This is a genomic window from Kocuria sp. HMSC066H03 (genome assembly GCF_001812045.1).
Lineage (GTDB): Bacteria > Actinomycetota > Actinomycetes > Actinomycetales > Micrococcaceae > Kocuria > Kocuria rhizophila.
Window position 1 is genome coordinate 86,436 of record NZ_KV807503.1, and the last position, 26,702, is coordinate 113,137.

Consider the following 26,702-nt stretch of genomic DNA (forward strand, 5'->3'; position numbering starts at 1 on the left):
CCTGTCGGCTGCGCCAGAAGGTCACAGGGCGGAGGCGAAGACCGCCTTCTTGACCTCGGCGATGGCCTTGGTGACCTGAATGCCGCGGGGGCACGCCTCGGTGCAGTTGAAGGTGGTGCGGCAGCGCCACACGCCTTCCTTGTCGTTGAGGATCTCCAGACGCATGTCACCCGCCTGGTCGCGCGAGTCGAAGATGAAGCGGTGCGCGTTGACGATCGCGGCGGGCCCGAAGTACTGCCCGTCCGTCCAGAACACGGGGCACGAGGACGTGCACGCCGCGCACAGGATGCACTTGGTGGTGTCGTCGAAGCGCTCGCGGTCCTCCTGGGACTGGAACCGCTCCCCGGTGGGGGTGTGGTCCTCGTTCACCAGGAACGGCATGATCTCGCGGTAGGACTGGAAGAACGGCTCCATGTCCACGATCAGATCCTTCTCGCACGGAAGACCCTTGATGGGCTCCACGAGGATGGGCTTGGACAGGTCCAGGTCCTTCAGCAGGGTCTTGCAGGCCAGGCGGTTGCGGCCGTTGATGCGCATGGCATCGGAGCCGCACACGCCGTGGGCGCACGAGCGCCGGAAGGACAGCGAGCCGTCCAGCTCCCACTTGACCTTGTGCAGGGCGTCCAGCACACGGTCGGTGCCGTACATGGTGAGGGGCCACTCGTCCCAGTGCGCCTCGGTCTCGAACTCGGGGTTGTAGCGGCGGACCCGCAGCACCACGTCGTACGTGGGGATGGCCTCTTCGCCCTCGGTATCGGGCTTCTGGGCGTCCTGGTTCTGGTTCTCGGTCACTGCAGTGGACATCAGTACTTACGCTCCATCGGCTCGTAGCGGGTCATGACCACCGGCTTGGTCTCCTGCCGGATGCCCGCGGTGGCTGACGACGGGTCCTCGTAGACCATGGAGTGGACCATGAAGTTCTCATCGTCACGATCAGGGAAGTCCTCGCGGAAGTGTCCGCCGCGGGACTCCTCACGGTGCAGGGCCGCCACGGACATCACCTTGGCGAGCTCCAGCAGGAAGCCCAGCTCCACGGCTTCCAGCAGGTCCAGGTTGAAGCGCTTGCCCTGGTCCTGGATGGAGATGTTCGCGTAGCGCTCCTCGAGAGCGGCGATGTCCGTGAGCGCCTGCTGGATGGTCTCGGCCGTGCGGAACACCTGCATGTTGAGGTCCATGGTGTCCTGCAGGTCCTTGCGGATGGCGGCGACCTTCTCGCTGCCGTGGGGGCTGCGGGCGTTGTCCAGCAGCGCCTCGGTGCGGGCCACGGCGTCGTCGGGGATTGGCAGGAACTCGGCGGTCTGCGCGTACTCCGCCGCGAAGATCCCGGCGCGCTTGCCGAACACGTTGATGTCCAGCAGGGAGTTGGTGCCCAGGCGGTTGGAACCGTGCACGGACACGCACGCCACCTCACCCGCGGCGTACAGGCCGGGGATCGTGGTCTCGGAGTCCTGGAAGACCTCACCCTTGATGTCGGTGGGGATGCCACCCATGCAGTAGTGCGCCGTGGGGAACACGGGCACCGGCTCGGTGTAGGGCTCCACGCCCAAGTAGGTGCGGGCGAACTCCGTGATGTCCGGGAGCTTGGCGTCGATGTGCGCGGGCTCCAGGTGCGTGAGGTCCAGCAGGACGTAGTCCTTGTTGGGACCGCAGCCGCGGCCCTCGCGCACCTCGTTGGCCATGGACCGGGCCACGATGTCGCGCGGCGCGAGGTCCTTGATGGTGGGGGCGTAGCGCTCCATGAAGCGCTCGCCGTCCGCGTTGCGCAGGATGCCGCCCTCGCCGCGGGCGGCCTCCGACACGAGGATGCCCAGACCGGCGAGTCCCGTGGGGTGGAACTGGACGAATTCCATGTCCTCCAGCGGCAGGCCGTTGCGGAACGCGATGGCCATGCCGTCACCGGTGAGGGTGTGGGCGTTGGAGGTGGTCTTGAAGACCTTGCCCGCACCGCCCGAGGCGAAGACCACGGACTTGGCCTGGAACACGTGCAGCTCGCCGGTGGCGAGGTCGTAGGCCACCACACCGGCGGAGCGACGCCCCTCGGGGGTGTCCACCATGATGAGGTCCAGCACGTAGAACTCGTTGAAGAACTCCACGTTGTGCTTGATGCACGTCTGGTAGAGGGTCTGCAGGATCATGTGGCCCGTGCGGTCCGCGGCGTAGCACGCGCGGCGCACCGGGCTCTTGCCGTGGTCACGGGTGTGGCCGCCGAAGCGGCGCTGGTCGATCTTGCCCTCGGGCGTGCGGTTGAAGGGCAGACCCATGTGCTCCAGGTCGAGCACCGCGTCGATGGCCTCCTTGGCCATGACCTCGGCGGCGTCCTGGTCCACCAGGTAGTCACCACCCTTGACGGTGTCGAAGGTGTGCCACTCCCAGTTGTCCTCTTCGACGTTGGCGAGGGCCGCGCACATGCCACCCTGTGCCGCGCCCGTGTGGGAGCGGGTGGGGTAGAGCTTGGTCAGTACGGCAGTGCGGGCGCGCTGGCCGGACTCAATGGCGGCACGCATGCCGGCGCCGCCGGCGCCGACGATTACCACATCGTACTTGTGAACCTGCATACCAGATGTTCTTTCTACGTGGGTGAGTGGGAGAAGTGTGGGGTCCGGAGGCGTGGTCCGGAACGACCGCGAACGGCGGGGCCCGCGGGCCCCGCCGTTCACCGGGTCACTGCGCGGGGCAGAAGGACGGCAGCAGCGACGGATCGGCGCCGGCCGGGCAGGGATCGAAGGTGAAGATCACCATGGTGCCCAGCAGGATCACGAACGCCGAGGCCACGAAGAGCAGCACCTTGAGCCAGAAGCGCGTGGTGCTGCGGGCGGCGTAGTCGTCGATGATGGTCCGCATGCCGTTGGTGCCGTGGAGCATGGCCAGCCACAGCATGACCAGGTCCCAGACCTGCCAGAACGGGTTGGCCCACTTGCCGCCCACGAAGCCGAAGTCCACGGCGTGGACGCCCTCGCCCACCATGAGGTTGACGAAGAGGTGGCCGAAGACGAGGACGATCAGCAGCACGCCGGACATGCGCATGAACAGCCACGCGAACATCTCGAAGCTGCTGCGGGAGGAGGAGGCACGGTTGTACTTGACGCCGTCCACCTCGAGGTCCCGGCTGCGGGGGACCTGGATCTTGGTCTTGAGAGGAGTGCTCATGGGATCAACCCCCGAAAACGATCGACAGGTGGCGGATGAGGAAGGGGATCATCACGATGACCCACAGGGCGATGACTCCCCAGAGGAGACCCTTCTGGTTCTTGGTCCCGCCCTTCCAGAAGTCGATCAGGATGATGCGCAGCCCATTGAAGGCGTGGTACACGATCGCGGCCACCAGGCCGGTCTCGCCCAGACCCATGATGGGGTTCTTGTAGGTGGCAATCACTGCGTTGTACGCCTCGGGGGATACACGCACGAGTGCGGTGTCGAGGACGTGGACCAGCAGGAAGAAGAAGATGGCCACGCCGGTAATACGGTGGGCAACCCAGGACCACATGCCGTACTGGCCGCGGTAAAGGGTGCCCCTGGATGAGTTCGCCACGGAATGTCCTCCCTGTGTCGCTCGTCGTCGTGCGCACTGGTGATCGGTGAGATTCGGTAGCGGTCTCGCGCGGGTGCACGGCGAAGGCGGAGCTCTGGCTGGCTCTGTCATGGATGATGCGGTAGTTCTCGTCAAAGATACCAGCCTCCCGGGAGTTCACTGACAACGTGTCGCCATCCCGAAAACCGCGCGGGGCCGGGGAATTAGCACAGTTGGGCATTCCCGAATCGCGGCCCTCGGAGGCAGCCCTGGATGGTGTTCCGCGGTGTTCCCGGGGGCGGCGTCGGGCGGGGCCCCGGCGCGTGGGCCGGACGCGGCGGCGTCGTGCCCCGGGGTGTGCACGGGGCGGGAAGGCCGACGGCAGCGGCGTCCCCCGGGCGGGGGATGCCGTTCGTCCGGGCGAGATCACAGGCGCAAGATCCGCCGAGCAGCGCGGGTCTGGCCGTACACTGACGGGCGTGACTTCGCCATTGCAACGATTCCATCCGTTCATCCCGGCGGGCGGCGTGGGCTCCCGGCTGTGGCCCCTGTCCCGCGCGGACGCCCCCAAGTTCCTGCTGGACCTCACCGGCTCGGGCTCGTCCCTGCTGCGCGCCACGTACGATCGGCTGGCCGCGCTGACGGGCGGACCCATCATGGTGGTCACGGGACGCTCGCACGCGGGAGCGGTGCAGGAGCAGCTGCCGGAACTCACGGACGGGGACCTCGTGCTGGAGCCGTCGCCGAAGGACTCGGCGGCGGCCATCGGGCTGGCGTGCACGCTCATCGCGCGGCGCGATCCCACCGCGATCATCGGCTCGTTCGCCGCGGACCACGTGGTGGAGCCCGCGGAGGCGTTCCAGGAGGTGGTCCGCGAGGCGGTACAGGCGGCGGACACCGGACGGATCGTGACCATCGGCATCACCCCGTCGTCCCCGGCCACGGGCTTCGGCTACATCAAGGCGGGGGAGTCCCTGGGGCTCGAGGGGGCGCCCCACGCGCTCGCGGTCGAGCAGTTCGTGGAGAAGCCGGACGAGGAGACCGCCCGGCAGTACGTGGCCAGCGGCCGCTACACGTGGAACGCTGGGATGTTCGTGGCACCGGTGGGTCTCATGCTCGAGTACCTGCGCGAGAGCGAGCCCGAGCTGGCCAGGGGGCTGGACCGGATCGCCGACGCCTGGGACACCCCCGAGCGCGACGCCGTGGTGGACGAAGTCTGGCCCACCCTGACCAAGACCGCGATCGACTACGCCGTGGCGGAGCCCGCGGCCGCCGCGGGTGCCGTGGCCATGGTCCCCGGGGACTTCACGTGGGAGGACGTGGGGGACTTCGCCGCGATCAACCGCCTCAACAAGGTGGACCCGCAGACCGATTCCCAGGTGTCCATCCTGGGGCAGAACAACCGGGTGCTCGCGGACGAGTCCTCCGGGATCGTGGTCTCGGACACCGGGCGGCTCATCGCGCTGATCGGTGTGGAGGACATCGTGGTGGTGGACACCCCGGATGCCCTTCTCGTCACCACCGCGGAGCACGCCCAGCGCGTGAAGAACGCCGTGGACTCCCTCAAGCGCAACGGGGACACGGACGTCCTCTGACAACCGGCCGCCGGCCCGTCCCGGCTGCGGCGCCCGCGGCCTACTCCCGCCCCGGGGTGGCCCAGGATCACGCGCCCGGGCACGGTTGCGGTGACCGCCGCCCGCCCCGGCACCTGTGACCACCACCTTCCCCGCCGCGGACGACGCCGCCCGCGCGCCACCGTGCCGCGTGCCGCCGCGCGCGGTGGTGGCCACCCCGGGGAGGGGCACCCGGGTGCGATCCGCGTCACTGCGCCGCGGCGGTACTCTGGCTCTCATGTTGGATCTGCCGCTGCCCTCCGCCGACGACGTGGGCCTGCCCCCCGCGATCGGACCCCTGCTCTCCCACTACCTCCCGGACCTGATCCGCTTCCGGCGCGACGTGCACCGCCACCCGGAACTGTCCTACGAGGAGTACCGCACCACCGAGCGGATCGTGAACGCCCTGGAGGCCTCCGGTCTGCGCCCCGTGCGGTTCGAGCGCACCGGCTGCTACGTGGACGTGGGTCGCGGGCCCGTGATGGTGGGGCTGCGTGCGGACATCGACGCCCTGCCGATCCTGGAGGACACGGGGCTGGAGTACGCGTCCATCCACGAGGGCGTGATGCACGCGTGCGGACACGACATCCACACCACCGTGATGCTCGGGGTGGCCCGGGTGCTCGCGGACCTGCACCGCTCCTCGCCGTTCGCGGGCACCGTGCGGATCGTGTTCCAGCCCGCGGAGGAGAAGCTGCCGGGCGGGGCGCTGAGCATCATCAAGCAGAACGTGCTGGCAGGCGTGCCGCGGATGTTCGCCCTGCACTGCGAGCCCAAGCTGGACGTGGGGCAGGTGGGCACCAGGATCGGGGCCATCACCTCGGCGTCCGACACCATCCGGATCGAGCTGTCCGGGCGCGGCGGGCACACGTCCCGCCCGCACCTCACGGAGGACCTGGTCTACGCCATGAGCCAGATCGCGATCGACGTGCCCGCGGTGCTCTCCCGGCGCGTGGACGTGCGCTCGGGCGTGGCCGTGGTGTGGGGGCAGATCCACGCGGGGGTGGCCCCCAACGCCATTCCCATGTCCGGGTTCATGGCCGGGACCATGCGCTGCCTGGACGCGGATGCCTGGTACCAGGCCGGGGAGATGCTCGACGAGGTCGTCGGCCAGGTGGCGGCCCCCTACGGGGTGAACGTGGACCTCGAGCACATCCGCGGCGTGCCGCCCGTGGTCAACGGCGAGACCGAGACCACCCTGCTGGAGATCGCCGCCCGCGCGGAGCTGGGGGAGGAGAGCATCCTGCTCGTGGAGCAGTCCATGGGCGGGGAGGACTTCGCGTGGTTCCTGCAGCACGTGCCCGGCGCCATGATGCGCCTGGGCACCCGTGAGCCGGGAGGACGCACGTACGACCTGCACCAGTCCGACTACGCCCCGCAGGAGGAGGCCATCCGGTGCGGCGTGCAGGTCATGGCGTCCGCCGCGCTGCGGGCGGTCCGGCTGCGGGTGCGCGAGCTGACAGACGCGGCACAGGTTCCGGAACGGTCCGAGGGCTGACACGCCGACACTCGGTGCACTGCCAGGGATTCATGGGGCTACACTGAGCGGACCTATGATCCGGGTCACGTCCTTCTCGCGGTTCCACCGCGGTGCGAGGACCCGGTTCTGCGCGCCCCCAGCCCGATCCCACCGGAGGACCCCATGACCACTCGACGTTTCCGCGCTCTCGGCGCCCTCGGACTGGCCGGGCTGACCGGCCTCACCCTGGCAGGCTGCGGTGCCGCACCGGACAGCTCCGGGGACAGCAGCGCACAGGCGTCCGACTTCAAGGGCTGCATCGTCTCCGACGACGGCGGCTTCCAGGACCGCTCGTTCAACCAGAGCTCCTACGAGGGCCTCAAGGCAGCGGAGGAGCACAAGGGCATCAAGATCAGCCAGGCCGAGTCCCAGTCCGAGACGGAGTTCGAGCCCAACCTGACCTCCATGGCGCAGCAGGGCTGCAACCTCACCGTGTCGGTGGGCTTCCTCCTCGCGGACACCACCAAGAAGGTCGCGGAGGCCAACCCCGACAAGCACTTCGCGATCGTGGACGACAACTCGATCAAGGCCGACAACGTCAAGCCGATCGTGTACAACACCGCGGAGGCGGCCTTCCTGGCCGGCTACCTCGCGGCCGGCAGCTCCGAGACCGGCAAGGTGGCCACCTACGGGGGCATGGACATCCCCACCGTGACCGTGTTCATGGACGGTTTCTCGGACGGCGTGAAGTACTACAACGAGAAGAACAAGAAGGACGTCAAGGTCCTCGGGTGGAACAAGGACTCGCAGAACGGCACGTTCCTGAGCTCCTTCCAGGACTCCTCCAAGGCCAAGACCGTGACCCAGAACCTCGTCGGTGACGGCGCCGACGTCGTGCTCCCGGTCGCGGGCCAGGCCGCCCAGGGCACCGTGGACGCGGTGGTCGAGGCGAACAAGGGCAACAAGAACGTGCGGCTGATCTGGCCGGACACGGACGGCTACGAGACCCTCGACTCCGGCAAGGAGTTCCTGCTCACCTCGGTGCTGAAGGAGATGACCACCTCCGTGGAGGACGTGGTCACCCAGGCCGCGGACGGCAAGTTCGACAACAGCCAGTACGTGGGCACCCTCGAGAACGGCGGGGTGGGTCTCGCGCCGTACCACGACCAGGAGTCGAAGGTGGGGGAGGACCTTGACAAGGAGGTCCAGCAGCTGAAGCAGGACATCATCGACGGCAAGGTCACGGTGGAGTCCGAGAACGCCCCCAAGTCCTGACCGAGCGCGCAGGCAGGAGCTAACGACGTGCAGCTGAAACTCACGGACGTCACCAAGAAGTTCGGTGACTTCACCGCCAACAACCGTGTGAACCTGACCGTGGAACCCCACCAGATCCACTGTCTGCTCGGGGAGAACGGAGCGGGCAAGTCCACGCTCATGAACGTCCTCTACGGTCTCTACGAACCCACGTCCGGGAGCGTGGAGATCGACGGTGAACCCGTGAGGTTCAGCGGCCCCGGCGACGCCATGGCGGCCGGGATCGGCATGGTGCACCAGCACTTCATGCTCGTCCCGGTCTTCACGGTGGCCGAGAACGTGGCGCTGGGGCACGAGAGCACCCGGGGCGTGTCCCTGGACCTGGAGACCACGCGGGCCAGGATCCGGGAGATCTCCCGGCGCTACGGCTTCGACGTGGACCCCGACGCCGTGGTCGAGGACCTGCCCGTGGGCGTGCAGCAGCGCGTGGAGATCATCAAGGCGCTCGTGCGCGACGCGCGGGTGCTGATCCTGGACGAGCCCACGGCCGTGCTGACCCCACGGGAGACGGACGAGCTGCTGCAGATCATGCGCCAGCTGCGGGATGGCGGCACCTCCATCGTGTTCATCTCGCACAAGCTGCGGGAGGTGCGGGCCGTCTCGGACGTGATCACCGTGATCCGCCGTGGCGAGGTGGTGGGGCACGTGGGCCCCGAGGCGTCCACGGAGGAGCTCGCGGCCCTGATGGTGGGCCGGAAGGTCTCCCTCACGGTGGAGAAGGAGCCGGTCCTGCCGAGCGGTGCCGCACTCGAGGTGCGCGACCTCACGGTCGTCGGGGACAACGGTCTCGTGGTGCTGGACGGCGTGAGCTTCGACGTGGCCCCCGGGGAGATCCTCGCCGTGGCCGGCGTGCAGGGCAACGGCCAGACCGAGCTGACCCAGGCGCTCGTGGGGCTCGAGGACCGCGTGACGGGGTCCGCGCGCCTGGACGGCCACGAGCTCGTGGGGCTGCGCACGCGCGAGGTGCTGGCCCGTGGCGTCGGATTCGTGCCCGAGGACCGGTCCACGGACGGCCTCGTGAGCCCGTTCTCCGTGGCCGAGAACCTCGTGCTGGACCGCTACCGGGACCGCGAGTTCGCGGCGGGACCCTCGCTGCGGCTGGGCGCCATCGGCGAGAACGCCCGCTCCGCCGTGTCCGAGTACGACATCCGCACGGGATCCGTGGACTCCGCGGTGGTCACGCTGTCCGGCGGCAACCAGCAGAAGGTGGTGATCGCCCGCGAGCTCGGGCGCCCCCTCACGCTGTTCATCGCCTCCCAGCCCACGCGCGGTGTGGACGTGGGCTCGATCGAGTTCATCCACCGCCGCATCGTGGCGGAGCGGGACCGGGGCACCGCGGTGCTGATCGTCTCCACCGAGCTCGACGAGGTCTACGCGCTCGCGGACCGCATCGCGGTCTTCTTCCACGGTCGGCTGATGGGCATCGTGGGCCCGGAGACCCCGCGCGAGGCGCTCGGGCGCATGATGGCCGGCGAGCCCGCCGAGTCCGTGCTCCCCGCGGCCCCCTGGGACCACTCCGACGTCGCCTCGTCCCAGCAGGCCGACGGCGCCCACGTACCCGACGACGCCCACGCCGCAGCTGACGACGCCCACGCGACATCCGCCCACTCCGACGACACCGGCGCGGGCGCCACGCCCGCCGACGACGCCGCCCACCACGCGGTCCCCGGCGCGGCCTCTGACGCGCACCGGGGAAGCAGCGCGGCCGACCCGACCGACGACCGACCCGAGGGGGACCGCACGGCATGAGCGCGACCACCACACCGGCGCAGACCGACCAGGTGTCGGCGCCGCCACCGACCGAACTCGCCGCGGGCAGCCACCGCCGCACCCTGCTGGGCTCCACGCTCCAGTCGGTACTGGCCGTGGTGGTGGCGCTGATCCTGGGCGGACTGCTGATCGCGGTCACCAACGAGGACGTCCGGGAGGCTGCGGGGTACTTCTTCGCGCGCCCCGGCGACACGCTGACCGCCATGTGGCAGGCCGCCTCGAGCGCCTACGTGGCCATGTTCCACGGTGCGGTGTACAACCCCGCCGGGGCCACGCTCGCCGACAAGCTCTACCCGCTGACGGAGACCCTCACCGTGGCCACCCCCCTGATCCTCGCGGGTCTCGGCGTGGCGCTCGCGTTCCGCGCGGGCCTGTTCAACATCGGTGCGCAGGGCCAGATCCTGATCGGGGCCACGCTGGCCGCGTGGGTGGGGTTCTCGTGGCACCTGCCCGCCGGGATCCACCTGCTCGCCGTGATGGCGGCCGGCGCCCTGGGCGGTGCCCTGTGGGGCGGGATCGTGGGGCTCATCAAGGCCCGCACGGGCGCCCACGAGGTCATCCTCACGATCATGCTCAACTACGTGGCGCTCAACCTGGTGGCGTGGCTGCTGACGCTGCCGGGCTTCCAGCGCGAGGGCTCGTCCAACCCCATCAGCCCTCCCGTGGACCAGACCGCCATGTTCCCCAAGCTGCTCGGGGACCAGTTCCGGCTGCACTGGGGCTTCGTGCTCGCGGTCCTGGCCACCGTGGCCGTGTCCTGGCTGCTCAACCGCTCCACCGTGGGCTTCGAGCTGCGGGCCGTGGGGGCCACCCCCCGCGCGGCGCGGACCGCGGGCATCTCCGTGACCCGCGGCTTCGTCGTCGTCATGCTGCTAGCGGGTCTGCTGGCGGGTCTCGCCGGCACCGCGCAGGTCTCCGGCACCGAGCACTCGCTCACGGCGGGCATTGCGGCCTCCTTCGGCTTCGACGCCATCACCGTGGCCCTGCTGGGCCGGTCCACACCGTGGGGCACGTTCTTCGCGGGGATCCTCTACGGGGCGTTCCGCGCGGGCGGGGTGACCATGCAGTCGATGACCGGCACCAACGTGGACATCGTGCTGGTCGTGCAGTCGCTCATCGTGCTGTTCGTGGCGCTGCCACCCCTGTTCACCTTCGCCACCCGTCGCTCGCAGGAGGTCGCCGCGTGAGCACCGCCACCGCTTCCCCCCACCTGGACGGCCCGGACGGCTCCGTGCCCGAGGCCGATCTGCCCACCTCCGCGGTGCTGCGCGACGTGGGCGTGCGGACCCTGCGACCCGCGGTCGGCCTGGCCGTGCTCGCGCTCGTGGCCCTCGTGGTCTTCGCCCTGAACGCCTCCGGGCAGTCGGTGCAGTTCCGCTTCTCCGGCGAGAACGACGCCGTGCGCCTGCCCGACGTCTCCGTGGCCTCGACACTGTGCGGCTGGGTGGTGACGGCCGTGCTGGCCGTGCTGGCCGGCTACGCCGCGGTACGGGCCCGCGCCCTGCCCCGCTGGGCCTCGCTCGTGGCCGGTTTCTTCTTCGTCACCGGATTCCTCGTGTGGATCGTGGGCACGGCCCAGACCCCCAGCATCTCCGTGACCGCACTGCTCGCGGGCTCCGTGGCCCTCGCCACGCCGCTGGTCTTCGGCTCCCTCGGGGGTCTGCTGTGCGAGCGCTCGGGCGTGGTGAACATCGCGATCGAGGCCCAGTTGCTCTTCGGTGCGTTCTCCGCGGCGGTCGTCGCAACGATCGCGGGCAGCGCCTGGGCGGGCCTGCTCGCGGCCGTCCTCGGTTCGGTGCTCGTGTCGGTGGTGCTCGCGGTCTTCGCCATCCGCTACCGCGTGAACCAGGTGATCGTGGGCGTGGTGCTCAACGTCCTGGTCTCCGGGCTCACGGGCTTCCTGTTCGCCACCGTGCTGGAGCCCAACGCGGCCGCGTTCAACTCCCCGGAGCGGCTGCCGCACGTGCGGATCCCGGTGCTGGCCGAGATCCCCGTGGTGGGGCCGGTGCTCTTCGACCAGTCCGTGATCGGATACATCATGTACGCCACCGTGGCCGTGGTGTGGTTCGCGCTGTACCGCACGCGGTGGGGCCTGCGGACCCGAGCGGTGGGCGAGCACCCCAAGGCCGCAGACACCCTGGGCATCCCCGTCAACGCCCTGCGCGTGCGCAACGTGCTGCTGGGCGGTGCGGTGGCCGGGCTGGGCGGTGCGTTCTACACGCTCGTGTCGGTGTCCGCGTTCACCCGGGACATGACGGCGGGCTCCGGCTACATTGCGCTGGCGGCCCTGATCTTCGGGCGGTGGAACCCCGTGGGGGCGCTGCTGGCCTCGCTGCTGTTCGGCTTCGCGTCCAACCTGGAGTCGATCCTCTCCTTCCTGGGCACCCCGGTGCCCAGCCAGTTCCTGGCCATGCTCCCGTACGTGGTCACCATCCTCGCGGTGGCGGGCCTCGTGGGCCGGTCACGGGGGCCGGCCGCCTCGGGTGAGCCCTACCTCAAGGAGTGACCACCCCGCCCGGCGAGCGCCTCGACGGCGTAGCGTCGGGGGTGGACCTCCCGCGCGGTGGCCCGCTGAGCGGCGTCGCCGGGAGAATCCGCACAAGGACCCGCACGAGAACCCAGGACCAGGAGCGCACGACACCATGACCGAGAACCAGCAGATTGTGGACGAGTCCACCTGGCAGCGGCTGCAGCGGGCGGCCACCGAGGCCCTCGAGCACTCCTACTCCCCGTACTCCCGCTTCCCCGTGGGAGCGGCGGCACTCGTGGACGATGGCCGCGTGGTCACCGGGGCCAACATCGAGAACGCCTCCTACGGTGTGACCCTGTGCGCGGAGTGCTCGCTCGTGAGCGCGCTGTTCATGTCCGGCGGCGGCAAGCTTGTGGCCTTCGTGTGCGTGGACGGGCACGGGGAGGTGCTGATGCCGTGCGGGCGCTGCCGGCAGCTGCTGTACGAGCACCGCGCTCCCGGGCTGCAGCTGCTCACCGTGAGCGGTGTTCGCAGCATGGACCAGGTGCTGCCGGACGCGTTCGGGCCCGAGAACCTGTGACCCGCCGAGCCGCCGGGGGAGCGTCCGGCTCCCGGGTGGCTCCCGAGCGGCCCGCCTATACTGAGCACCAGACCGAGCCCGGCTTTCGAAGGGAAACATTCACGTGGGTTTGAGAGATCTGTTCCGCAGCAAGAACACCACCCCGACACCCCAGCCGTCGCCCGGCGCCGCGCCGTCAGACCCCGCGGCGGGACCCGTGTCCGGCCAGGCGACGCCGCCCGAGGCAGTGCAGAGCACCGCCGGGGATCACCACGAGCACCCGCGCCAGGAGCCGACCGCCGAGCCGCTGCCGCAGGACGGGGCGCTGCAGCACCTCGTGGAGCTCCTGCTGGCCCGGGGTGCGGACCGTGCCCGGCTGACCCTCGTGCAGTCCGGGAACATCATGACGCACCAGACGCGCCAGGCCGTGGGGGAGGCGCCGGACGAGGTGGAGAACGGGACCGTGGACCAGGGATCGCCCCTGTTCGACGACGTCGCAGACCTCTACACGCAGGCCATGAGCACCCCGGTGGGGCCGTGGCGCCAGCTGGACCTCGTGGTCTCGGCGTCCCACCACGCGGCGCACGAGATCACGGTGACCTACGACTACCCCACCGGGGAGTCGCGCACCGAGCACTACAGCCACCCCGGTGGTGGTTCCGTCCAGCAGCACCACGGTGCCTCCGACGAGTCGCGCACGGCCACGCCGGCGCACCACGAGGAGCAGCACCAGGCCAGCTCGGACGACCGCACGGAGGCCACGGACCGCGTCCAGGACCACCACGGAACCCCGGCGGGCCACGGCTCCGACGACCGGGCCGGTGCCCCCGGGCACGTGGACGCCGCGGGCGCGGGGACGGTGGCCGGCGGTGCGGCTGGGCTCGCCGCCGCGGGCACCTCGGGGGACCAGGGTGACCACATTGCCGATGCTCACCGTTCCGAGCAGGGCCACGCCCCCGGCGAGGCCGCAGAGCAGGTGCACACGGGCGCTCCGCAGGACTCCGACGCCGTGCGTGTGGTCTCCGACGGCCACACCGAGCCGGCCACGGACGGCGACGTCCTGGCCGCGGGCCAGGCGTCACCGGTGCTCGCGTCCGGCGAGCAGAGCTCCGCGGAGCGCGCCGAGGACGGCTCCCCGGCGGTGCCCGCCGAGGAACGGTCCGTGGATCCGGAGCGCGCCTTCGACGCACAGGACGGAGGATTCCCGGACGGCGCCGCAGGGTCGGAGGAGGACGAGCACTTCGACCAGGGCCTGGGCGAGGACCCCCGCATCCTGGGCGGTGGGCCCACCCATGACGGCGCGCGCGGTGCGCAGCCCGGAGCGGAGCACGCCGCTGCCACGGACACCCAGGACGCCCGGTCCTCGGAGGACCTGCCCGCCCACGTGGACGAGTCGGCGTTCGGCACGGAGTCCGAGGACACGCTGGTGCCCGCGCCCGTGCGCGCGGCGGTGGACGGCGACGACGATCCGGCCGGTGCGCCGCAGGTGGCCACTGCCACGGACGTGTCCCCGTCCTACCGGGCCCCTGCCCCGGAGCAGGACGTGGACCCCGATGCCCTCGCGACCGGCAACCTCGCGCTCACCGTGGGTGACGTCACGGCCCGCCTCGCGGATGCGCAGCGGCACCTGTTCGGACCGGAGGGCACCGCCCGTGAGGTCTCCACCGTGCTGATCCGCGTGCGCGCTCTCGGCACCTACTACGACGCCCTGACCCACGTGCGCCTCAACGGGTTCTGGGACCAGCGCCCCACCTTCGACCTGGTGCCCGAGGACCAGCTCAAGGTCCAGGAGCTCAAGGACGACTCGTACGTGGAGGGCTCCGGCGCCCCGCTGGCCATGATGTTCCGCTTCCGTCCGGGCGTTCCCCCCGAGGTCGCGTTCGACTACTCGGACGAGGAGGCGTTCGTGCGCTACGAGCAGCGCCTCCCGGGGCAGAACTACCTGGAGGAGCTGCGCATGTATCCGCGCACCGGCTCCAACATCCCCCAGCACGTCAACGACGCACTGCAGGACTGGAACTACTGACGCCATGAGCACTCGAACGACCCCCGAGGGCCCCGTCCGCACCACGGACGGGGCCCTCGGGCCACACGGACTGATCTCGCTGCACGACCACCTGGACGGCGCACTGCGCCCCGCCACCGTCGTGGATCTCGCGGCGCAGGTGGGCCACGAGCTGCCCACCACGGACCCGGCATCCCTGGGTCAGTGGTTCCGCGACAGCGCCGACTCCGGGAGCCTGCCGCGGTACCTGGAGACCTTCGCGCACACCGTGGCGGTGATGCAGACGGCACCGGCCCTGCGGCGCGTGGCCCGCGAGTACGTGGCGGACTGCGCAGCGGACGGCCTGGTCCACGCCGAGGTGCGCTGGGCACCGGAGCAGCACGTGGCCGGGGGACTCACTCTGGACCAGGCCGTGGACGCGGTGCAGAGCGGTCTCGCGGAGGGTGTCGCCGAGGTCAAGGCCGCAGGCGGGCACGTCTCGGTGGTCCAGATCTTGTGCGCCATGCGCCACCTGGACCGCTCCCGGGAGATCGCCGAGCTCGTGGTGCGGCGGCTGCGGGCGGCGTCGTCCCCGTCCGGGAACCCTGACGAGGCAGTCACCGGCGGCACGCCGGCCACGGACGTCGGCGCGCACACCCCCACGACGACGGCGGACGGCCAGGTTCCCGGGGAACCGGTGCCGGGATCCGTGGTGGGCTTCGACCTGGCGGGCCCGGAGGACGGCTTCCCCGCCTCGGCCCACCGGGACGCCCTGGAGCTTCTCGCGGCGGAGCACGTCCCCGTGACGCTGCACGCGGGGGAGGCCGCCGGCGCGGAGTCCATGGCCGACGCCCTCCGCTCGGGCCGGGCCCTGCGACTGGGGCACGGCGTGCGGCTGCTGGACGAGGACCGGGAGATGACCGCACCGCTGACCCGCTGGATCCGGGACCGGCGGATCGCGCTCGAGGTCTGCCCGTGCTCCAACCTGCAGACCGGAGCGAGCGCGGCGTGGGGCGCCACCGTTGCCGAGCACCCGGTGACGCGCCTGCTGCGGGCCGGATTCGCGGTGACGGTCTCTCCCGACAACCGCCTCATGAGCGGGACCTCCGTGACGCACGAACTGGACCGGCTGCGCTCCGAGGCGGGGTGGAGCTCCGAGGACGTGCTGCGGGTCCAGCGCACGGCGGCGCGCGCGGCCTTCGTGCCGGTGGCCTACCAGCAGTGGCTCGAGCAGCGCATCACGGGGGAGACCTCGTGAGCCCGGAGAGCACAGGACCCGCCGAGCGTTCGCACGGCGACGCGTTGCAGACCTCGGAGAGCGCCGGGGCCTCATCGCACCGCGATGCGCGGTGGGCCCCGGAGGGCGCGGGGAGCCTGGCCCCTCGTCACGCCGCGACCAGCACGGCCGCGCACGGTGCGGAGAGCACTGCGGGCGAGCAGTTCGAACGGCTGCTGGCGGTCATGGACCGGCTGCGCTCTCCGGGGGGCTGCCCGTGGGACGCGGAGCAGACCCACGAGTCGCTGCTGCGCTACCTCGTGGAGGAGGCCTACGAGGTGGTGGAGGCCGTGGAGACCCTCGAACCCTCGAGCCGCCGCCGGGACGAGCTCGTGGAGGAGCTCGGGGACGTGCTGCTGCAGGTGGTCTTCCACGCGCGGATCGGCCAGGAGCACCCGGCCCCGCAGGGCTTCGACGTCACGGACGTGATCTCCGCCGTGACGGACAAGCTCGTGCGCCGCCACCCGGCGGTGTTCGGCGGGGGCGCGGGGACCACCCTGATGGCCACCGGGAACACCCTGCTGGGTGAGGACAACGCGGACGGCCAGGCGGCGTGGTCGGACGAGATCGCCGCCGCGGGGGAGCAGCCGAGCACCGCCGAGCTCGCCGCGCGCTGGGACGCCGTCAAACGGGACGAGAAACCGCAGCGCACGCGCATCTTCGACGGGATCCCCCCGGCGCTGCCCGCCCTGGCCCGCGCCGAGAAGGCGCTGTCCAAGGCCCGCCGGCACGCGGTCCCCGGGGTCGGACCCGTGGGCCCGGAGCTGCCGGAGGAGCAGCGCGAGGACGAGGAGCGCGAGCTGGGGGAGCGGCTGCTGCGCCAGGTGACGGAGGCCTCCGCACGCGGTCTGGACGCCGAACGGGCCCTGTGCACGGCGGTGCGCCGCTTCGTGCAGGAGCACGACGGCCCGCTGCCCGGGTGAGCACCGTCATCCCGGGGCGTATCGCCGGGACACAGGCGCGCTCGGTAGGCTGGGACCCGGGGCCGGAACCGCCCCACGGGTCGACGACCGACAAGGAGATTTTCATGGCAATGATCATTGCGCTGCAAGCCCGCCAGATCCTGGATTCCCGCGGCAACCCCACGGTCGAGGTGGAGGCCCTGCTGGACGACGGCAGCTTCGGCCGCGCGGCCGTCCCCTCGGGTGCGTCAACGGGTGAGTTCGAGGCCGTGGAGCGCCGCGACGGCGACAAGAAGGTCTACCTGGGCAAGGGCGTCCTGGACGCCGTGCACGCCGTGGACGAGGAGCTGGAGCAGGCCGTCGTGGGTCTGGACGCGTCCGACCAGCGTGCGGTGGATCAGGCCATGCTCGAGCTGGACGGCACCGACAACAAGGCCAAGCTGGGCGCCAACGCGATCCTGGGTGCCTCCATGGCGATCGCCCGTGCGGCCGCGAGCTCCGCGGACCTGCCCCTCTACAAGTACCTGGGCGGCCCGAACGCCCACGTGCTGCCCGTGCCCATGATGAACATCCTCAACGGCGGCTCCCACGCGGACTCCAACGTGGACATCCAGGAGTTCATGATCGCCCCGATCGGCGCCCCCACGTTCTCCGAGGCCCTGCGCTGGGGCGTGGAGGTCTACCACAGCCTCAAGTCCGTGCTGAAGGACCGCGGCCTGTCCACGGGCCTGGGGGACGAGGGCGGCTTCGCCCCGAACCTGGACTCCAACTCGGCGGCACTGGATCTCATCCTCGAGGCCATCACGAAGGCCGGCTACAAGCCCGGCCGGGACATCGCCCTGGCCCTGGACGTGGCCTCGTCCGAGTTCTTCGAGAAGGGCAAGTACACCTTCGAGGGCAAGAAGCGCTCCGCGGAGGAGATGTCCGCGTACTTCGAGGACCTCGTGAAGAAGTACCCGCTCGTGTCCATCGAGGACCCCCTGGACGAGGACGACTGGAAGGGCTGGGCCACGCTCACCGAGCACATCGGTGACAAGGTGCAGCTCGTGGGCGACGACCTCTTCGTGACCAACCCGGAGCGGCTGGCCCGCGGCATCCAGGAGGACGTGGCCAACTCCCTGCTGGTCAAGGTCAACCAGATCGGCTCGCTGACCGAGACCTTCGACGCCGTGGAGCTCGCCCAGCGCAACGGCTACCGCTGCATGATCTCCCACCGTTCCGGTGAGACCGAGGACACCACCATCGCGGACATCGCGGTGGCCGTGAACGCGGGCCAGATCAAGACCGGTGCCCCGGCACGCTCCGAGCGCGTGGCCAAGTACAACCAGCTGCTGCGCATCGAGGAGGAGCTCGGCGACGCCGCGGTCTATGCGGGTGCCTCGGCCTTCCCGCGCTTCACCGCCAAGTAGGCCCGCCGCGCGGCGTCTCCGGACGCCCCGCCCGGCCACGACGACGCCGCCCGGTCCCGCCCAGGGGACCGGGCGGCGTCGTGCTGCGGGTAGACTGGCCGAGCACGATCCGCCCCACGACGTCACCCGGGAGGTACGCATGGTCGGTCCCCGCCCCCGGATCCCCCGACGCACACCGCGCCCCGCGCAGCAGGCCCCTCGGGCCGAGCGACCGGACCCGCGCCGCGACGCCGCACCGCGTCCCGAGCGCTCCGCGGGAGGCTCGTCCACGCTGGCGGCGCCCACTCCCGCGCACTCGTTCAACGGGCGCCTGGTGGCCCTGGTCGTCGTGGCCACGCTGATCGTGTTCCTGGCCGCGCCCACCGCCAAGATCTTCCTGGACCAGCGGGCGCAGATCTCCGAGCTGCAGGCGAGCATCGCCCACGAGGAACAGCGCCAGCAGGAGCTCAAGCGCGAGGAGCAGCTCTGGGGGGACGACGCCTACGTGGAGCAGCAGGCCCGGGAGCGGATGTCCTACGTGAAGCCCGGTGAGAGCGCCTACGTGGTGCTCGGCGGGCAGCAGGAGCTGCACCAGGCCCCGGAGTCCTCGGCCGAGCAGGTCGAGGCCGGCAAGCCCGCGTGGGCTGACGGGCTCTGGCAGTCGGTGCTCGACTCCGCCTACCCCCAGGAGGACATCACCCTGGAACCGCAACCGGACGAAAGCAGTGAGAAGTGACCGCACCGCACGACCCGACCGTCACGCCACAGGACCTCACCGTGGTGGGAGCCCAGCTCGGGAGGCCGGCCCGGGACGTCGTGGAGATCGCGGCGCGCTGCGTGTGCGGCAACCCCCTCGTGGTGGCCACGGCCCCGCGGCTGAGCAACGGCACCCCGTTCCCCACGGTCTTCTACCTGACCCACCCGGTGGTCACCGCCGCCGTGTCCCGGCTCGAGGCGGAGGGCGCCATGTACGCGATGTCCGACCGCGTGGCCCAGGACCCGGAGCTCGCCGAGCAGCACCGCGCTGCGCACGAGGACTACCTTGCCCAGCGGCGTCGTGTGGGCGAGCTCGCGGGCACCGGTGACGTCCCGGAGATCGAGGGGATCTCGGCCGGTGGGATGCCCACCCGGGTGAAGTGCCTGCACGTGCTCGTGGGCCACAGCCTGGCCGCGGGCCCCGGTGTGAACCCGCTCGGGGACGAGACCCTCGAGACCATCTCCGGGACGTGGACGCCGCAGCGCTGCGCGTGCGACCCCGCGTGGCGCGACGCAGCCTGACGCGCCGGACCCCTGCCCCCTTCGACACGAGGATCTCTGCTGCCATGCGCGTTGCTGCCATCGACTGCGGTACCAACTCCATCCGACTGCTCATCGCCGACGTGGTGACCCGCGAGCACCACCCCGCCCTGAAGGACGTGGTGCGCGAGATGCGCATCGTGCGCCTGGGTCAGGGTGTGGACGCCACGGGGTGGCTCGCCGAGGCCGCTCTCGAGCGCACGTTCGCCGCCGTGGACGAGTACGCCGCCCTGATCACCGAGCACGGTGCGGACAGGGTGCGTTTCGTGGCCACCTCCGCCACCCGGGACGCCGGCAACCGGGACGTGTTCGTGGCGGGCATCCGCTCCCGGCTGGGCGTGGTTCCTGAGGTCGTCAGCGGCGACGAGGAGGCCGCCCTGTCCTTCCGGGGCGCACTCAACGCGGCCCCGGGCCTGGACCCCGCGGACCGGGTGCTCGTGGTGGACGTGGGCGGCGGTTCCACGGAGTGCGTGCTGGGCACCCCCCGCGAGGTGCTGGCCGCCCGCAGCGTGGACGTGGGGTGCGTGCGCATGACGGAGCGCCACCTGGGCTCCAACCCTCCCACCGAGGAGCAGCAGGCCCACGTGCTCCGGGACGTCGACGAGGCCATGGACGTGGTGGCACGCACGGTCCCCCTGGAGCAGACCACCCGCCTGGTGGGAGTGGCGGGCACCGTCACCACCGTCACGGCCATGGCCATGGGTCTCAAGCACTACGACCCCGACCGCATCAACGGGACGGTGCTGGACGTCGCGGACGTGGACCGCGCGTGCCGGGAGCTCACCGCCATGACCCGCAAGCAGCGGGCACGCCTGGGCTTCATGCACGAGGGCCGGGTGGACGTGATCGGGGCCGGAGCGCTCGTGTGGCGCCGCGTCGTCGAGCGCGTGGCCCGGGCAACGGACGGCCGGGTCGACACCGTGACCGCGAGCGAGCACGACATCCTGGACGGCATCGGCCTGTCGCTGGTGTCCTGACACCCGACACCTGACACCCGGCACCGCCGGGACCACCCGCGGCACGGACGGCGGGACACACGAGGAGACACGACGGACATGACCGGTGGATCGAGAACGCGCCGCGCGCTCGCGGGGTCGGCGGCGGCGCTGCTGCTCTCGGGAGCCACGCTCGCTCCCGCGCTGGCACAGGACCCCGCGGTCCCCGCGCCAGCACCGTCCGTCCCGGTGGAGACCCCGGTGCAGCCCCCGCCCGCCGGTGGCAAGCCCCCGGTGGACGGGGCGGACATCCAGCAGAGCGAGTACTGGCTGGACGACTACGGGGTGCGCGACGCCTGGAAGCAGTCCACGGGCAAGGGCGTGAAGATCGCGGTGATCGACACGGGCGTGGACGGTGGCCACCAGGACCTCGCCGGCGGCGTGCTGCCGGGTGCGGACGCGTCCGCCGCCGGCCAGTCCGACGGCCAGAAGGGCCTCGGTGCCGAGCCCGAGCACGGAACCCTCGTCTCGTCCCTCGCGGCCGGACGCGGTCACGGGGCCCCGAACGAGAACGGCCCGGGCCACCAGGAGGGAATCCTCGGGGTGGCTCCAGACGCGGAGATCCTGCCGGTCTCCCTGTGGCTCGGCAACGAGCAGCCCGGTGTCAAGGACGTCAACGAGCAGATCCCCGAGGCCGTCCGGTGGGCCGTGGACCACGGCGCGGACGTGATCAACATGTCCGTGGGCTCCGACTCCACCTCCTGGCCGCAGTCCTGGGACTCCGCGTTCGCGTACGCGGAGGAGAAGGACGTGCTGGTGGTCGCCGCGGCGGGCAACAGGGGCTCCGGACTGAACCAGGTGGGCGCACCGGCCACCATCCCGGGCGTGGTGTCCGTGGGGGGCGTAGACCGTTCGGGCAGGGCCAGCTGGGACTCGTCCTCCCAGGGCATCTCGATCGCCGTGGCCGGTCCCAGTGAGGACATGGTGGGCGCGATGCCCGGTGACGGCTACGCGCAGTGGTCCGGCACCTCCGCCACCGCACCCCTCGTGGCGGGAACGGCGGCTCTGGTCATGGAGCAGCACCCGGAGCTCACGGCCGAGCAGGTCACGCAGCGCATCGTGAAGACCGCGCACGACGCGGGGGAGAAGGGCAAGGACCCGATCTACGGCTACGGGGTGCTGGACGTGCGCGCGGCCGTGCTCGACGACGTCGAGACCCCGGACGAGAACCCCATGGGCAGCGTGCGGCACTGGATCGACCAGAACCGTCCGCGCAGCGGCTCTGCCGCACCCACGGCCACCTCCGGCACCACGGACGGGGACACCCGGCAGGTCACCCAGGAGGCCACCCCGCCGGTCGCACAGGCACCGCTCAACGAGACCGGGGCGCTGCCGGTCGTGGTGCTCGCGTCCTTTGGGCTGGTGGTGACCGCTCTGACCGTGGCCGCCGTCCTGCACATCCGCCGGCTCTCCCGCTGATTTCACGATCAGCACACTTCCCGGCCGTCACACCGCCAGCGAAAGCCCGGCACCGTGGGTAAACTCGGGGGCATGGCTTTCAATCAACTTGCTAAGGACCGACCGCGCCTTCTCATCGTGGGTGGCGGCTACGTCGGCTTCACCCTCGCCCAGAAGCTGCAGACTCGCATCAAGGAGTCGGGCGGCGTGGTCACGGTGGTGGACCCCAACCCGTACATGACCTACCTCCCGTTCCTGCCGGAGGTTGCGGCGGGCAACATCGACGCCCGTTCCGCCGTCATCTCCCACCGCCAGCACCTCGGTGACTGCGAGCTGGTCGGCGGCCGCGTGGAGCACATCGACCACGCCTCGCACACGGTCACCGTGCGCGGGATCGACGAGGGCCCGGAGTTCCAGCTGCCCTACGACGAGATCGTGATCGCCGGTGGCTCCACCACCCGCACGTTCCCCATCCCGGGGCTCGCGGAGAAGGCCATTGGCATGAAGACCATCGAAGAGGCCGTGTCGGTGCGCAACTGGGTGCTCGAGCGCATCGAGGTCGCCTCCCTCACCGACAGCGAGGAGGAGAAGCGCAAGGCGCTGACCTTCATCGTGGTGGGCGGCGGATACGCCGGCTCGGAGTCCATCGCGGAGCTCGAGGACATGGCCCGCACCGCCGTGGAGCGCAACGACCGCCTGCGCGTCTCTGACCTGCGCTTCGTGCTCGTGGAGGCCATGGGCCGGATCATGCCTGAGGTCTCCAAGGACCGCGCCGAGAAGGTCGTCGCCGAGATGCGCGCCCGCGGCATCGAGGTCCTCCTCAACACCTCCATCTCCGAGGTGGACGGGGACGTCGTGAAGCTCATCAACATGGGCGACAAGTCCCCGGCCGGCGAGGTGGCCACCGACACCCTGATCTGGTGTGCCGGAGTGGCGGCCTCCGGCTTCGCCAAGAACAGCGACCTCCCGGTGGACGAGCGCGGCCGCGTGCGCGTGGGCGCGGACCTGCGGGTCACCGGTGACGACGGGCCCCTCGAGGGTGCCTGGGCCGCCGGCGACATCGCCGCCGTCCCGGACCTCACGGGCTCCGGCCCCGGCGGGTTCTGCGTCCCGAACGCCCAGCACGCCGTGCGTCAGGCCGCCACCATGGCCAAGAACATCATGGCGGCCCACCAGGGCGAGGCGCTGGAGGACTACTACCACGAGAACCTCGGTTCCGTGGCGGGGCTGGGCCTCTACAAGGGGGCGGCCACCATCCGCGGCGTGGACCTCGGCGGGCTGCCCGCCTGGACCATGCACCGGCTCTACCACGGCTACGCGATCCCCACCGTGGAGCGCAAGGTCCGTGTGTTCACGGAGTGGGGCATCAACATGCTCTTCGGCCGCGACACCACCGCTCTGCGCCACCTGCGGGAGCCGCGCAGCGCGTTCCTCCAGGCCGCAGGCAAGCGCGAGTCCGCGGGGAAGGCCCAGCTCTAGGGATCTTCCGCACGGAAGCAGACGTTCAGCGGTGGGGTCGCACTCGAGGCGACCCCACCGCCGTCGTTGCCGCCCCCATAGCCCAACCGGCAGAGGCAGCGGACTTAAAATCCGCTCAGTGTGGGTTCGAATCCCACTGGGGGCACCCGACCGCCGGTCCCGACCAGCCCGCGCGGCTCTGGACCTGGCAGCTGGCCCTGAACCTGGTGATCCTGCGCTGAAGCGCGCAGTGGCGCGCAGGTGCCGCTGATAGCCTGGGGCAACAGCTCGACTACGCCCTCGAAAGGACGTCACATGGCCGGCGGAAACCCCCTCCTGCGCGACTTCGACAGGAAGAACGCGACCACCCCGGGGTCCTACCAGGATTCCCGCTACTCACCCGAGCAGCTCGAGCGCATGTACAACGCGCCCGCTGCGGGACCCGCGCAGACGGGACGCATGAGCTACGACGACGTCGTGATGCGCACCTCGCTCGTGCTGGCGTGCGTGATCGCCGGTGCGGCGGCGGGCTGGTTCATGCCTGTCCTGTCCTTCCCCGGCGCACTGGTGGGCCTGGTGCTCGGTCTGGTCAACTCGTTCAAGCGCGAGCCCAGCCCCGTGCTCATCATCCTCTACGCCCTGGCCGAGGGCATGTTCCTGGGCGGGTTCTCCATGATGATGGAGGCCGCGTACCCGGGGATCGTGGTGCAGGCAGTGATCGGCACCCTGGCCGTGTTCGTCTCCGTCCTGGTGCTCTACAAGGTCGGTGTGCTGCGGTCGTCCCCGCGCGTGACCAAGTTCTTCATGGTCGCCCTCATGGCCTACGCCATCTTCGCGCTGGTCAACCTGGGCACGAGCCTCATCGGCGGCTTCGACATGCGCTCCGAGGTCTCCATCATGGGCATCCCGCTGGGGCTGGTCGTGGGGGCCGTGGCCATCCTGCTGGCGGCCTACAGCTTCGTGCTGGACTTCGAGAACATCAGCGACGGCGTCTCCCGCGGGATCCCCCAGAAGGCCGCGTGGACCGCGGCTTTCGGGCTGACCGTGACCCTGATCTGGGCGTACGTGGAGATCCTGCGCGTGCTCTCGATCATCCGCTCCATGAGCGACTGACCTCGCAACAGGACTCGGAGCCGCCGCTGCGGATCTGAGCCACCACAGACCACGGCGGCCCGGTGCACTCCAGCACCGGGCCGCCGTGGTCTTGTCGTGGGTTCCGTCCGTGGCGGCTCAGATCCAGCTGATCTCCAGCTCGCGCGGCGGCAGGTTGATGGCCCTGGCCGGCACGCTGTCGGATGCCGCGCGGCCCACGAACAGCCAGCCGAGCACCTCCTCGTGCTCGTCCAGCGAGTAGAAGTCACGGATCAGCTCGCGGTCGAAGGGTTCACGCTGGGACCACATGGTGGCCCAGCCCTGCGCGTAGAACGCGGCTTCCAGCACACCGCGTGCCGCGTGGACCTGACCCCGCTGGTCCTTCTTGGACTCCGGGAGCTCGGGATGGTGCCGGAAGATCAGCGCCAGGGCCACCCCGCCCCGGGACGCCCACTGCAGGCTGCCGCGGTAGGCGGCGAGCACGCGGATCTTCTTGCCCTTCAACCGGGGCACCGGGCCGGTGAGGTTGGGCACCGAGGTGAGCCCGGCCATCGCGGCGGCCAGCAGGGAGGCTGACCTGCGGTTGGTCACGGCCACCCGCCACCCCGTGGGGCGGTCGTCGTACTTGGCGCCGGCAGCGGCTCTCAGCACGGCCTCGAGGTCCTCGGGCCGGGGACTCTCCTGGGTGAGCAGACTCGCGGGGCGGCGCTGGGCCAGGACACGCAGCAGTGTGGTGGACATGACAGCCATCTTGTCATCCTCGGTTCTTGTTCGCGTGTATCTGGGGCGCGCGCAATGGTGCGATGATAGTGCGCATGTCATCCAGTGTTCCGACGTCGCACGCGGGCTCACCCCCGGGCCGCGCCTCAGACGTCCCCCAGTCGAATCCCGTGCCCATCGCCGATGCCGAGACCATGGTCACCACGCCCGTTCGGATCGCCGCGGCGTGGTCCTGGCGCGTCCTGCTGATCATCGCCGGGGTGGGTGTGATCGGCTGGCTGCTGAGCCACGTGACCACCGTCCTGATCCCGGTTCTGCTGGCGGCACTGGCCGCCGGGCTGCTGTCGCCCGCCGTGCGGTGGCTGCGCTCCAAGGGGATCCCGGCGGCGTTCGCGGCCATCACGGTGGAGCTGGGCCTCATCCTGCTGGTCCTGGGGCTGCTGACGCTCGCGGGTCAGCAGATCATCGTGGGCTTCGCGCAGCTCTCCAGCAACGTGGTGGCGGGCTTCCAGCAGCTCATGGGCATGCTCGAGGACAGCCGCCTGAACATCTCCACCGACACCATCAACCAGTGGTTCTCGGAGCTCGGCAGCACCCTGCAGGCCAACTCGGACGCGATCCTCTCCGGGGCCATGAGGTTCGGCTCCACCGCGAGCAACATCGTGACCGGCACCGTCATCGCGCTGTTCGTGCTGCTGTTCTTCCTCATGGACGGGGAGAGCATCTGGCTCTTCCTGGTGAAGCTCTTCCCGCGTCGGGCCCGTCCGGCCGTCAACGGGGCGGGCCGCAAGGGCTGGATCTCCCTGGCGCAGTACGTGCGGATCCAGGTGTTCGTGGCCTTCGTGGACGCCGTGGGCATCGGCCTCGGAGCGTTCCTGCTGCACGTGCCCCTGGCGCTGCCGATCGGCGTCCTGGTGTTCCTGGCCTCGTTCATCCCCATCGTGGGTGCGGTGCTGACCGGAGCCGTGGCGGTCCTGGTGGCGCTCGTGGCGGTCAGCCCCGGTATCGCCCTGGCCATGCTGCTGGTGGTCCTGGCCGTGCAGCAGATCGAGTCCAACATCCTGCAGCCCCTGGTGATGGGCAAGGCGGTCTCGCTGCACCCCGTGGCGGTCTTCCTGGCGGTGGCCGCCGGCAGCGTGCTCTTCGGGATCATCGGCGCCCTGTTCGCCGTGCCGCTGATGGCCATCCTCAACACGATCATCCGCTACCTGGCCGGCCGGGCGTGGGAGCACGACGACGAGATCGCCTGGGAGCCGTTCCTGTACCCGCGTGAGATCAAGAAGGCCGCCAGGAAGAAGAACCTCTCCAGCGAGCAGATCATGGCGCAGCTGCAGCGGTTCCGCGGCAAGCGCCACCGTGAGCGCGAGAGCGAGGAGCGCAAGCGCGAGGAGAAGCACAAGAAGGAGACCGAGCACAACGCGAGCATCGAGCAGCGTTCTCCGGGTGAGGACCAGCCGCTGCGCTGACGCACCGGTGCCATAGCATGGAACGCGGCGTCCC

23 protein-coding genes and 1 tRNA gene are annotated in these 26,702 nt (G+C 70.7%); 19 read left to right on the plus strand and 5 right to left on the minus strand.

What is annotated here, in order from left to right:
- Positions 1-21: 21 nt before the first annotated feature.
- The 4 genes from HMPREF2833_RS00360 to sdhC form a co-directional block, all read right to left on the minus strand.
- Complete coding sequence (locus HMPREF2833_RS00360) at positions 22-804, minus strand: succinate dehydrogenase iron-sulfur subunit (protein ID WP_039100897.1); 783 nt, start codon at positions 802-804, stop codon at positions 22-24.
- A complete protein-coding gene (gene sdhA / locus HMPREF2833_RS00365; RefSeq protein WP_019310205.1) occupies positions 804-2,555 on the minus strand; it encodes a succinate dehydrogenase flavoprotein subunit in 1,752 nt (583 codons plus the stop codon). The genes HMPREF2833_RS00360 and sdhA overlap by 1 nt, the downstream gene beginning before the upstream one ends.
- A 106-nt stretch (positions 2,556-2,661) precedes the next feature.
- Positions 2,662-3,147 carry a succinate dehydrogenase hydrophobic membrane anchor subunit gene (locus tag HMPREF2833_RS00370; protein WP_039100898.1) on the minus strand — a complete coding sequence of 162 codons (486 nt, stop codon included), beginning with the start codon at positions 3,145-3,147 and terminating at the stop codon, positions 2,662-2,664.
- A gap of 4 nt (positions 3,148-3,151) precedes the next feature.
- The gene (gene sdhC, locus HMPREF2833_RS00375; protein WP_082019244.1) at positions 3,152-3,529 is read right to left on the minus strand and encodes a succinate dehydrogenase, cytochrome b556 subunit; all 378 of its coding nucleotides are present in this window, start codon (positions 3,527-3,529) and stop codon (positions 3,152-3,154) included.
- 458 nt (positions 3,530-3,987) lie between these two features.
- Here sdhC and HMPREF2833_RS00380 point away from each other — a divergent pair, with 458 nt between their 5' ends.
- From HMPREF2833_RS00380 to HMPREF2833_RS00465, 18 genes are all read left to right on the plus strand, one after another.
- A complete protein-coding gene (locus HMPREF2833_RS00380) occupies positions 3,988-5,103 on the plus strand; it encodes a mannose-1-phosphate guanylyltransferase (RefSeq protein WP_039100899.1) in 1,116 nt (371 codons plus the stop codon).
- A gap of 256 nt (positions 5,104-5,359) precedes the next feature.
- Positions 5,360-6,619, plus strand: coding sequence for an amidohydrolase (locus tag HMPREF2833_RS00385; RefSeq protein ID WP_047978105.1), 1,260 nt, complete (start codon positions 5,360-5,362; stop codon positions 6,617-6,619).
- 144 nt (positions 6,620-6,763) lie between these two features.
- A complete protein-coding gene (locus HMPREF2833_RS00390) occupies positions 6,764-7,855 on the plus strand; it encodes a BMP family lipoprotein (RefSeq protein WP_019310200.1) in 1,092 nt (363 codons plus the stop codon).
- 27 nt (positions 7,856-7,882) lie between these two features.
- Positions 7,883-9,643, plus strand: a complete 1,761-nt coding sequence (locus tag HMPREF2833_RS00395; RefSeq protein WP_059280832.1) for an ABC transporter ATP-binding protein — start codon at positions 7,883-7,885, stop codon at positions 9,641-9,643.
- Positions 9,640-10,851: an ABC transporter permease gene (locus HMPREF2833_RS00400; protein WP_059280833.1), complete on the plus strand. Its 1,212-nt coding sequence runs from the start codon at positions 9,640-9,642 to the stop codon at positions 10,849-10,851. Before HMPREF2833_RS00395 ends, HMPREF2833_RS00400 begins: the two co-directional genes overlap by 4 nt.
- Complete coding sequence (locus tag HMPREF2833_RS00405; RefSeq protein ID WP_059280834.1) at positions 10,848-12,170, plus strand: ABC transporter permease; 1,323 nt, start codon at positions 10,848-10,850, stop codon at positions 12,168-12,170. Before HMPREF2833_RS00400 ends, HMPREF2833_RS00405 begins: the two co-directional genes overlap by 4 nt.
- Before the next feature lie 136 nt (positions 12,171-12,306).
- Positions 12,307-12,714, plus strand: a complete 408-nt coding sequence (locus HMPREF2833_RS00410) for a cytidine deaminase (RefSeq protein WP_019310196.1) — start codon at positions 12,307-12,309, stop codon at positions 12,712-12,714.
- Between the two features lie 103 nt (positions 12,715-12,817).
- The gene (locus tag HMPREF2833_RS00415) at positions 12,818-14,719 is read left to right on the plus strand and encodes an ICP22 family protein (protein ID WP_141756148.1); all 1,902 of its coding nucleotides are present in this window, start codon (positions 12,818-12,820) and stop codon (positions 14,717-14,719) included.
- A 4-nt stretch (positions 14,720-14,723) separates the two neighbouring features.
- Positions 14,724-15,935 carry an adenosine deaminase family protein gene (locus HMPREF2833_RS00420; protein WP_019310195.1) on the plus strand — a complete coding sequence of 404 codons (1,212 nt, stop codon included), beginning with the start codon at positions 14,724-14,726 and terminating at the stop codon, positions 15,933-15,935.
- Positions 15,932-16,876, plus strand: coding sequence for a nucleoside triphosphate pyrophosphohydrolase (locus HMPREF2833_RS00425; protein WP_083310877.1), 945 nt, complete (start codon positions 15,932-15,934; stop codon positions 16,874-16,876). The genes HMPREF2833_RS00420 and HMPREF2833_RS00425 overlap by 4 nt, the downstream gene beginning before the upstream one ends.
- Positions 16,877-16,980: 104 nt before the next feature.
- Positions 16,981-18,264 (plus strand): phosphopyruvate hydratase, encoded by a 1,284-nt coding sequence (gene eno, locus HMPREF2833_RS00430; RefSeq protein ID WP_019310193.1) that lies wholly within the window; start codon positions 16,981-16,983, stop codon positions 18,262-18,264.
- A gap of 139 nt (positions 18,265-18,403) precedes the next feature.
- On the plus strand, positions 18,404-18,979 hold the full coding sequence (locus tag HMPREF2833_RS00435) for an FtsB family cell division protein (RefSeq protein ID WP_070636190.1): 576 nt from the start codon (positions 18,404-18,406) through the stop codon (positions 18,977-18,979).
- Positions 18,976-19,521 (plus strand): DUF501 domain-containing protein, encoded by a 546-nt coding sequence (locus HMPREF2833_RS00440; protein ID WP_019310191.1) that lies wholly within the window; start codon positions 18,976-18,978, stop codon positions 19,519-19,521. Before HMPREF2833_RS00435 ends, HMPREF2833_RS00440 begins: the two co-directional genes overlap by 4 nt.
- Before the next feature lie 44 nt (positions 19,522-19,565).
- Positions 19,566-20,516 (plus strand): Ppx/GppA phosphatase family protein, encoded by a 951-nt coding sequence (locus tag HMPREF2833_RS00445; protein WP_070636192.1) that lies wholly within the window; start codon positions 19,566-19,568, stop codon positions 20,514-20,516.
- Positions 20,517-20,594: 78 nt separating this feature from the next.
- A complete protein-coding gene (locus tag HMPREF2833_RS00450; protein WP_070636194.1) occupies positions 20,595-21,953 on the plus strand; it encodes a S8 family serine peptidase in 1,359 nt (452 codons plus the stop codon).
- Between the two features lie 72 nt (positions 21,954-22,025).
- On the plus strand, positions 22,026-23,411 hold the full coding sequence (locus HMPREF2833_RS00455) for an NAD(P)/FAD-dependent oxidoreductase (protein ID WP_070636196.1): 1,386 nt from the start codon (positions 22,026-22,028) through the stop codon (positions 23,409-23,411).
- Between the two features lie 71 nt (positions 23,412-23,482).
- Positions 23,483-23,556, plus strand: a tRNA-Leu gene (locus tag HMPREF2833_RS00460).
- 149 nt (positions 23,557-23,705) lie between these two features.
- Positions 23,706-24,503 (plus strand): Bax inhibitor-1/YccA family protein, encoded by a 798-nt coding sequence (locus HMPREF2833_RS00465; RefSeq protein WP_070636198.1) that lies wholly within the window; start codon positions 23,706-23,708, stop codon positions 24,501-24,503.
- 117 nt (positions 24,504-24,620) lie between these two features.
- Here HMPREF2833_RS00465 and HMPREF2833_RS00470 read toward each other — a convergent pair whose 3' ends face one another.
- Positions 24,621-25,223, minus strand: a complete 603-nt coding sequence (locus HMPREF2833_RS00470; RefSeq protein ID WP_019310186.1) for a nitroreductase family protein — start codon at positions 25,221-25,223, stop codon at positions 24,621-24,623.
- 149 nt (positions 25,224-25,372) lie between these two features.
- On the opposite strand from HMPREF2833_RS00470, the gene HMPREF2833_RS00475 reads away from it, so the two are divergent.
- On the plus strand, positions 25,373-26,668 hold the full coding sequence (locus HMPREF2833_RS00475; protein ID WP_246829050.1) for an AI-2E family transporter: 1,296 nt from the start codon (positions 25,373-25,375) through the stop codon (positions 26,666-26,668).
- The last annotated feature ends 34 nt before the right edge of the window (positions 26,669-26,702 follow it).

What these genes read in the sequence shown, in the direction of transcription:
- HMPREF2833_RS00435 (WP_070636190.1), top strand. Translation starts at nt 18,404, where the DNA reads ATGGTCGGTCCCCGCCCCCGGATCCCCCGACGCACACCGCGCCCCGCG.
- HMPREF2833_RS00370 (WP_039100898.1), bottom strand. Translation starts at nt 3,147, where the DNA reads ATGAGCACTCCTCTCAAGACCAAGATCCAGGTCCCCCGCAGCCGGGAC.
- HMPREF2833_RS00360 (WP_039100897.1), bottom strand. Translation starts at nt 804, where the DNA reads ATGTCCACTGCAGTGACCGAGAACCAGAACCAGGACGCCCAGAAGCCC.
- HMPREF2833_RS00385 (WP_047978105.1), top strand. Translation starts at nt 5,360, where the DNA reads ATGTTGGATCTGCCGCTGCCCTCCGCCGACGACGTGGGCCTGCCCCCC.
- sdhA (WP_019310205.1), bottom strand. Translation starts at nt 2,555, where the DNA reads ATGCAGGTTCACAAGTACGATGTGGTAATCGTCGGCGCCGGCGGCGCC.
- eno (WP_019310193.1), top strand. Translation starts at nt 16,981, where the DNA reads ATGGCAATGATCATTGCGCTGCAAGCCCGCCAGATCCTGGATTCCCGC.
- HMPREF2833_RS00455 (WP_070636196.1), top strand. Translation starts at nt 22,026, where the DNA reads ATGGCTTTCAATCAACTTGCTAAGGACCGACCGCGCCTTCTCATCGTG.
- HMPREF2833_RS00445 (WP_070636192.1), top strand. Translation starts at nt 19,566, where the DNA reads ATGCGCGTTGCTGCCATCGACTGCGGTACCAACTCCATCCGACTGCTC.
- HMPREF2833_RS00450 (WP_070636194.1), top strand. Translation starts at nt 20,595, where the DNA reads ATGACCGGTGGATCGAGAACGCGCCGCGCGCTCGCGGGGTCGGCGGCG.
- HMPREF2833_RS00410 (WP_019310196.1), top strand. Translation starts at nt 12,307, where the DNA reads ATGACCGAGAACCAGCAGATTGTGGACGAGTCCACCTGGCAGCGGCTG.
- HMPREF2833_RS00470 (WP_019310186.1), bottom strand. Translation starts at nt 25,223, where the DNA reads ATGTCCACCACACTGCTGCGTGTCCTGGCCCAGCGCCGCCCCGCGAGT.
- HMPREF2833_RS00465 (WP_070636198.1), top strand. Translation starts at nt 23,706, where the DNA reads ATGGCCGGCGGAAACCCCCTCCTGCGCGACTTCGACAGGAAGAACGCG.
- HMPREF2833_RS00400 (WP_059280833.1), top strand. Translation starts at nt 9,640, where the DNA reads ATGAGCGCGACCACCACACCGGCGCAGACCGACCAGGTGTCGGCGCCG.
- HMPREF2833_RS00390 (WP_019310200.1), top strand. Translation starts at nt 6,764, where the DNA reads ATGACCACTCGACGTTTCCGCGCTCTCGGCGCCCTCGGACTGGCCGGG.
- HMPREF2833_RS00420 (WP_019310195.1), top strand. Translation starts at nt 14,724, where the DNA reads ATGAGCACTCGAACGACCCCCGAGGGCCCCGTCCGCACCACGGACGGG.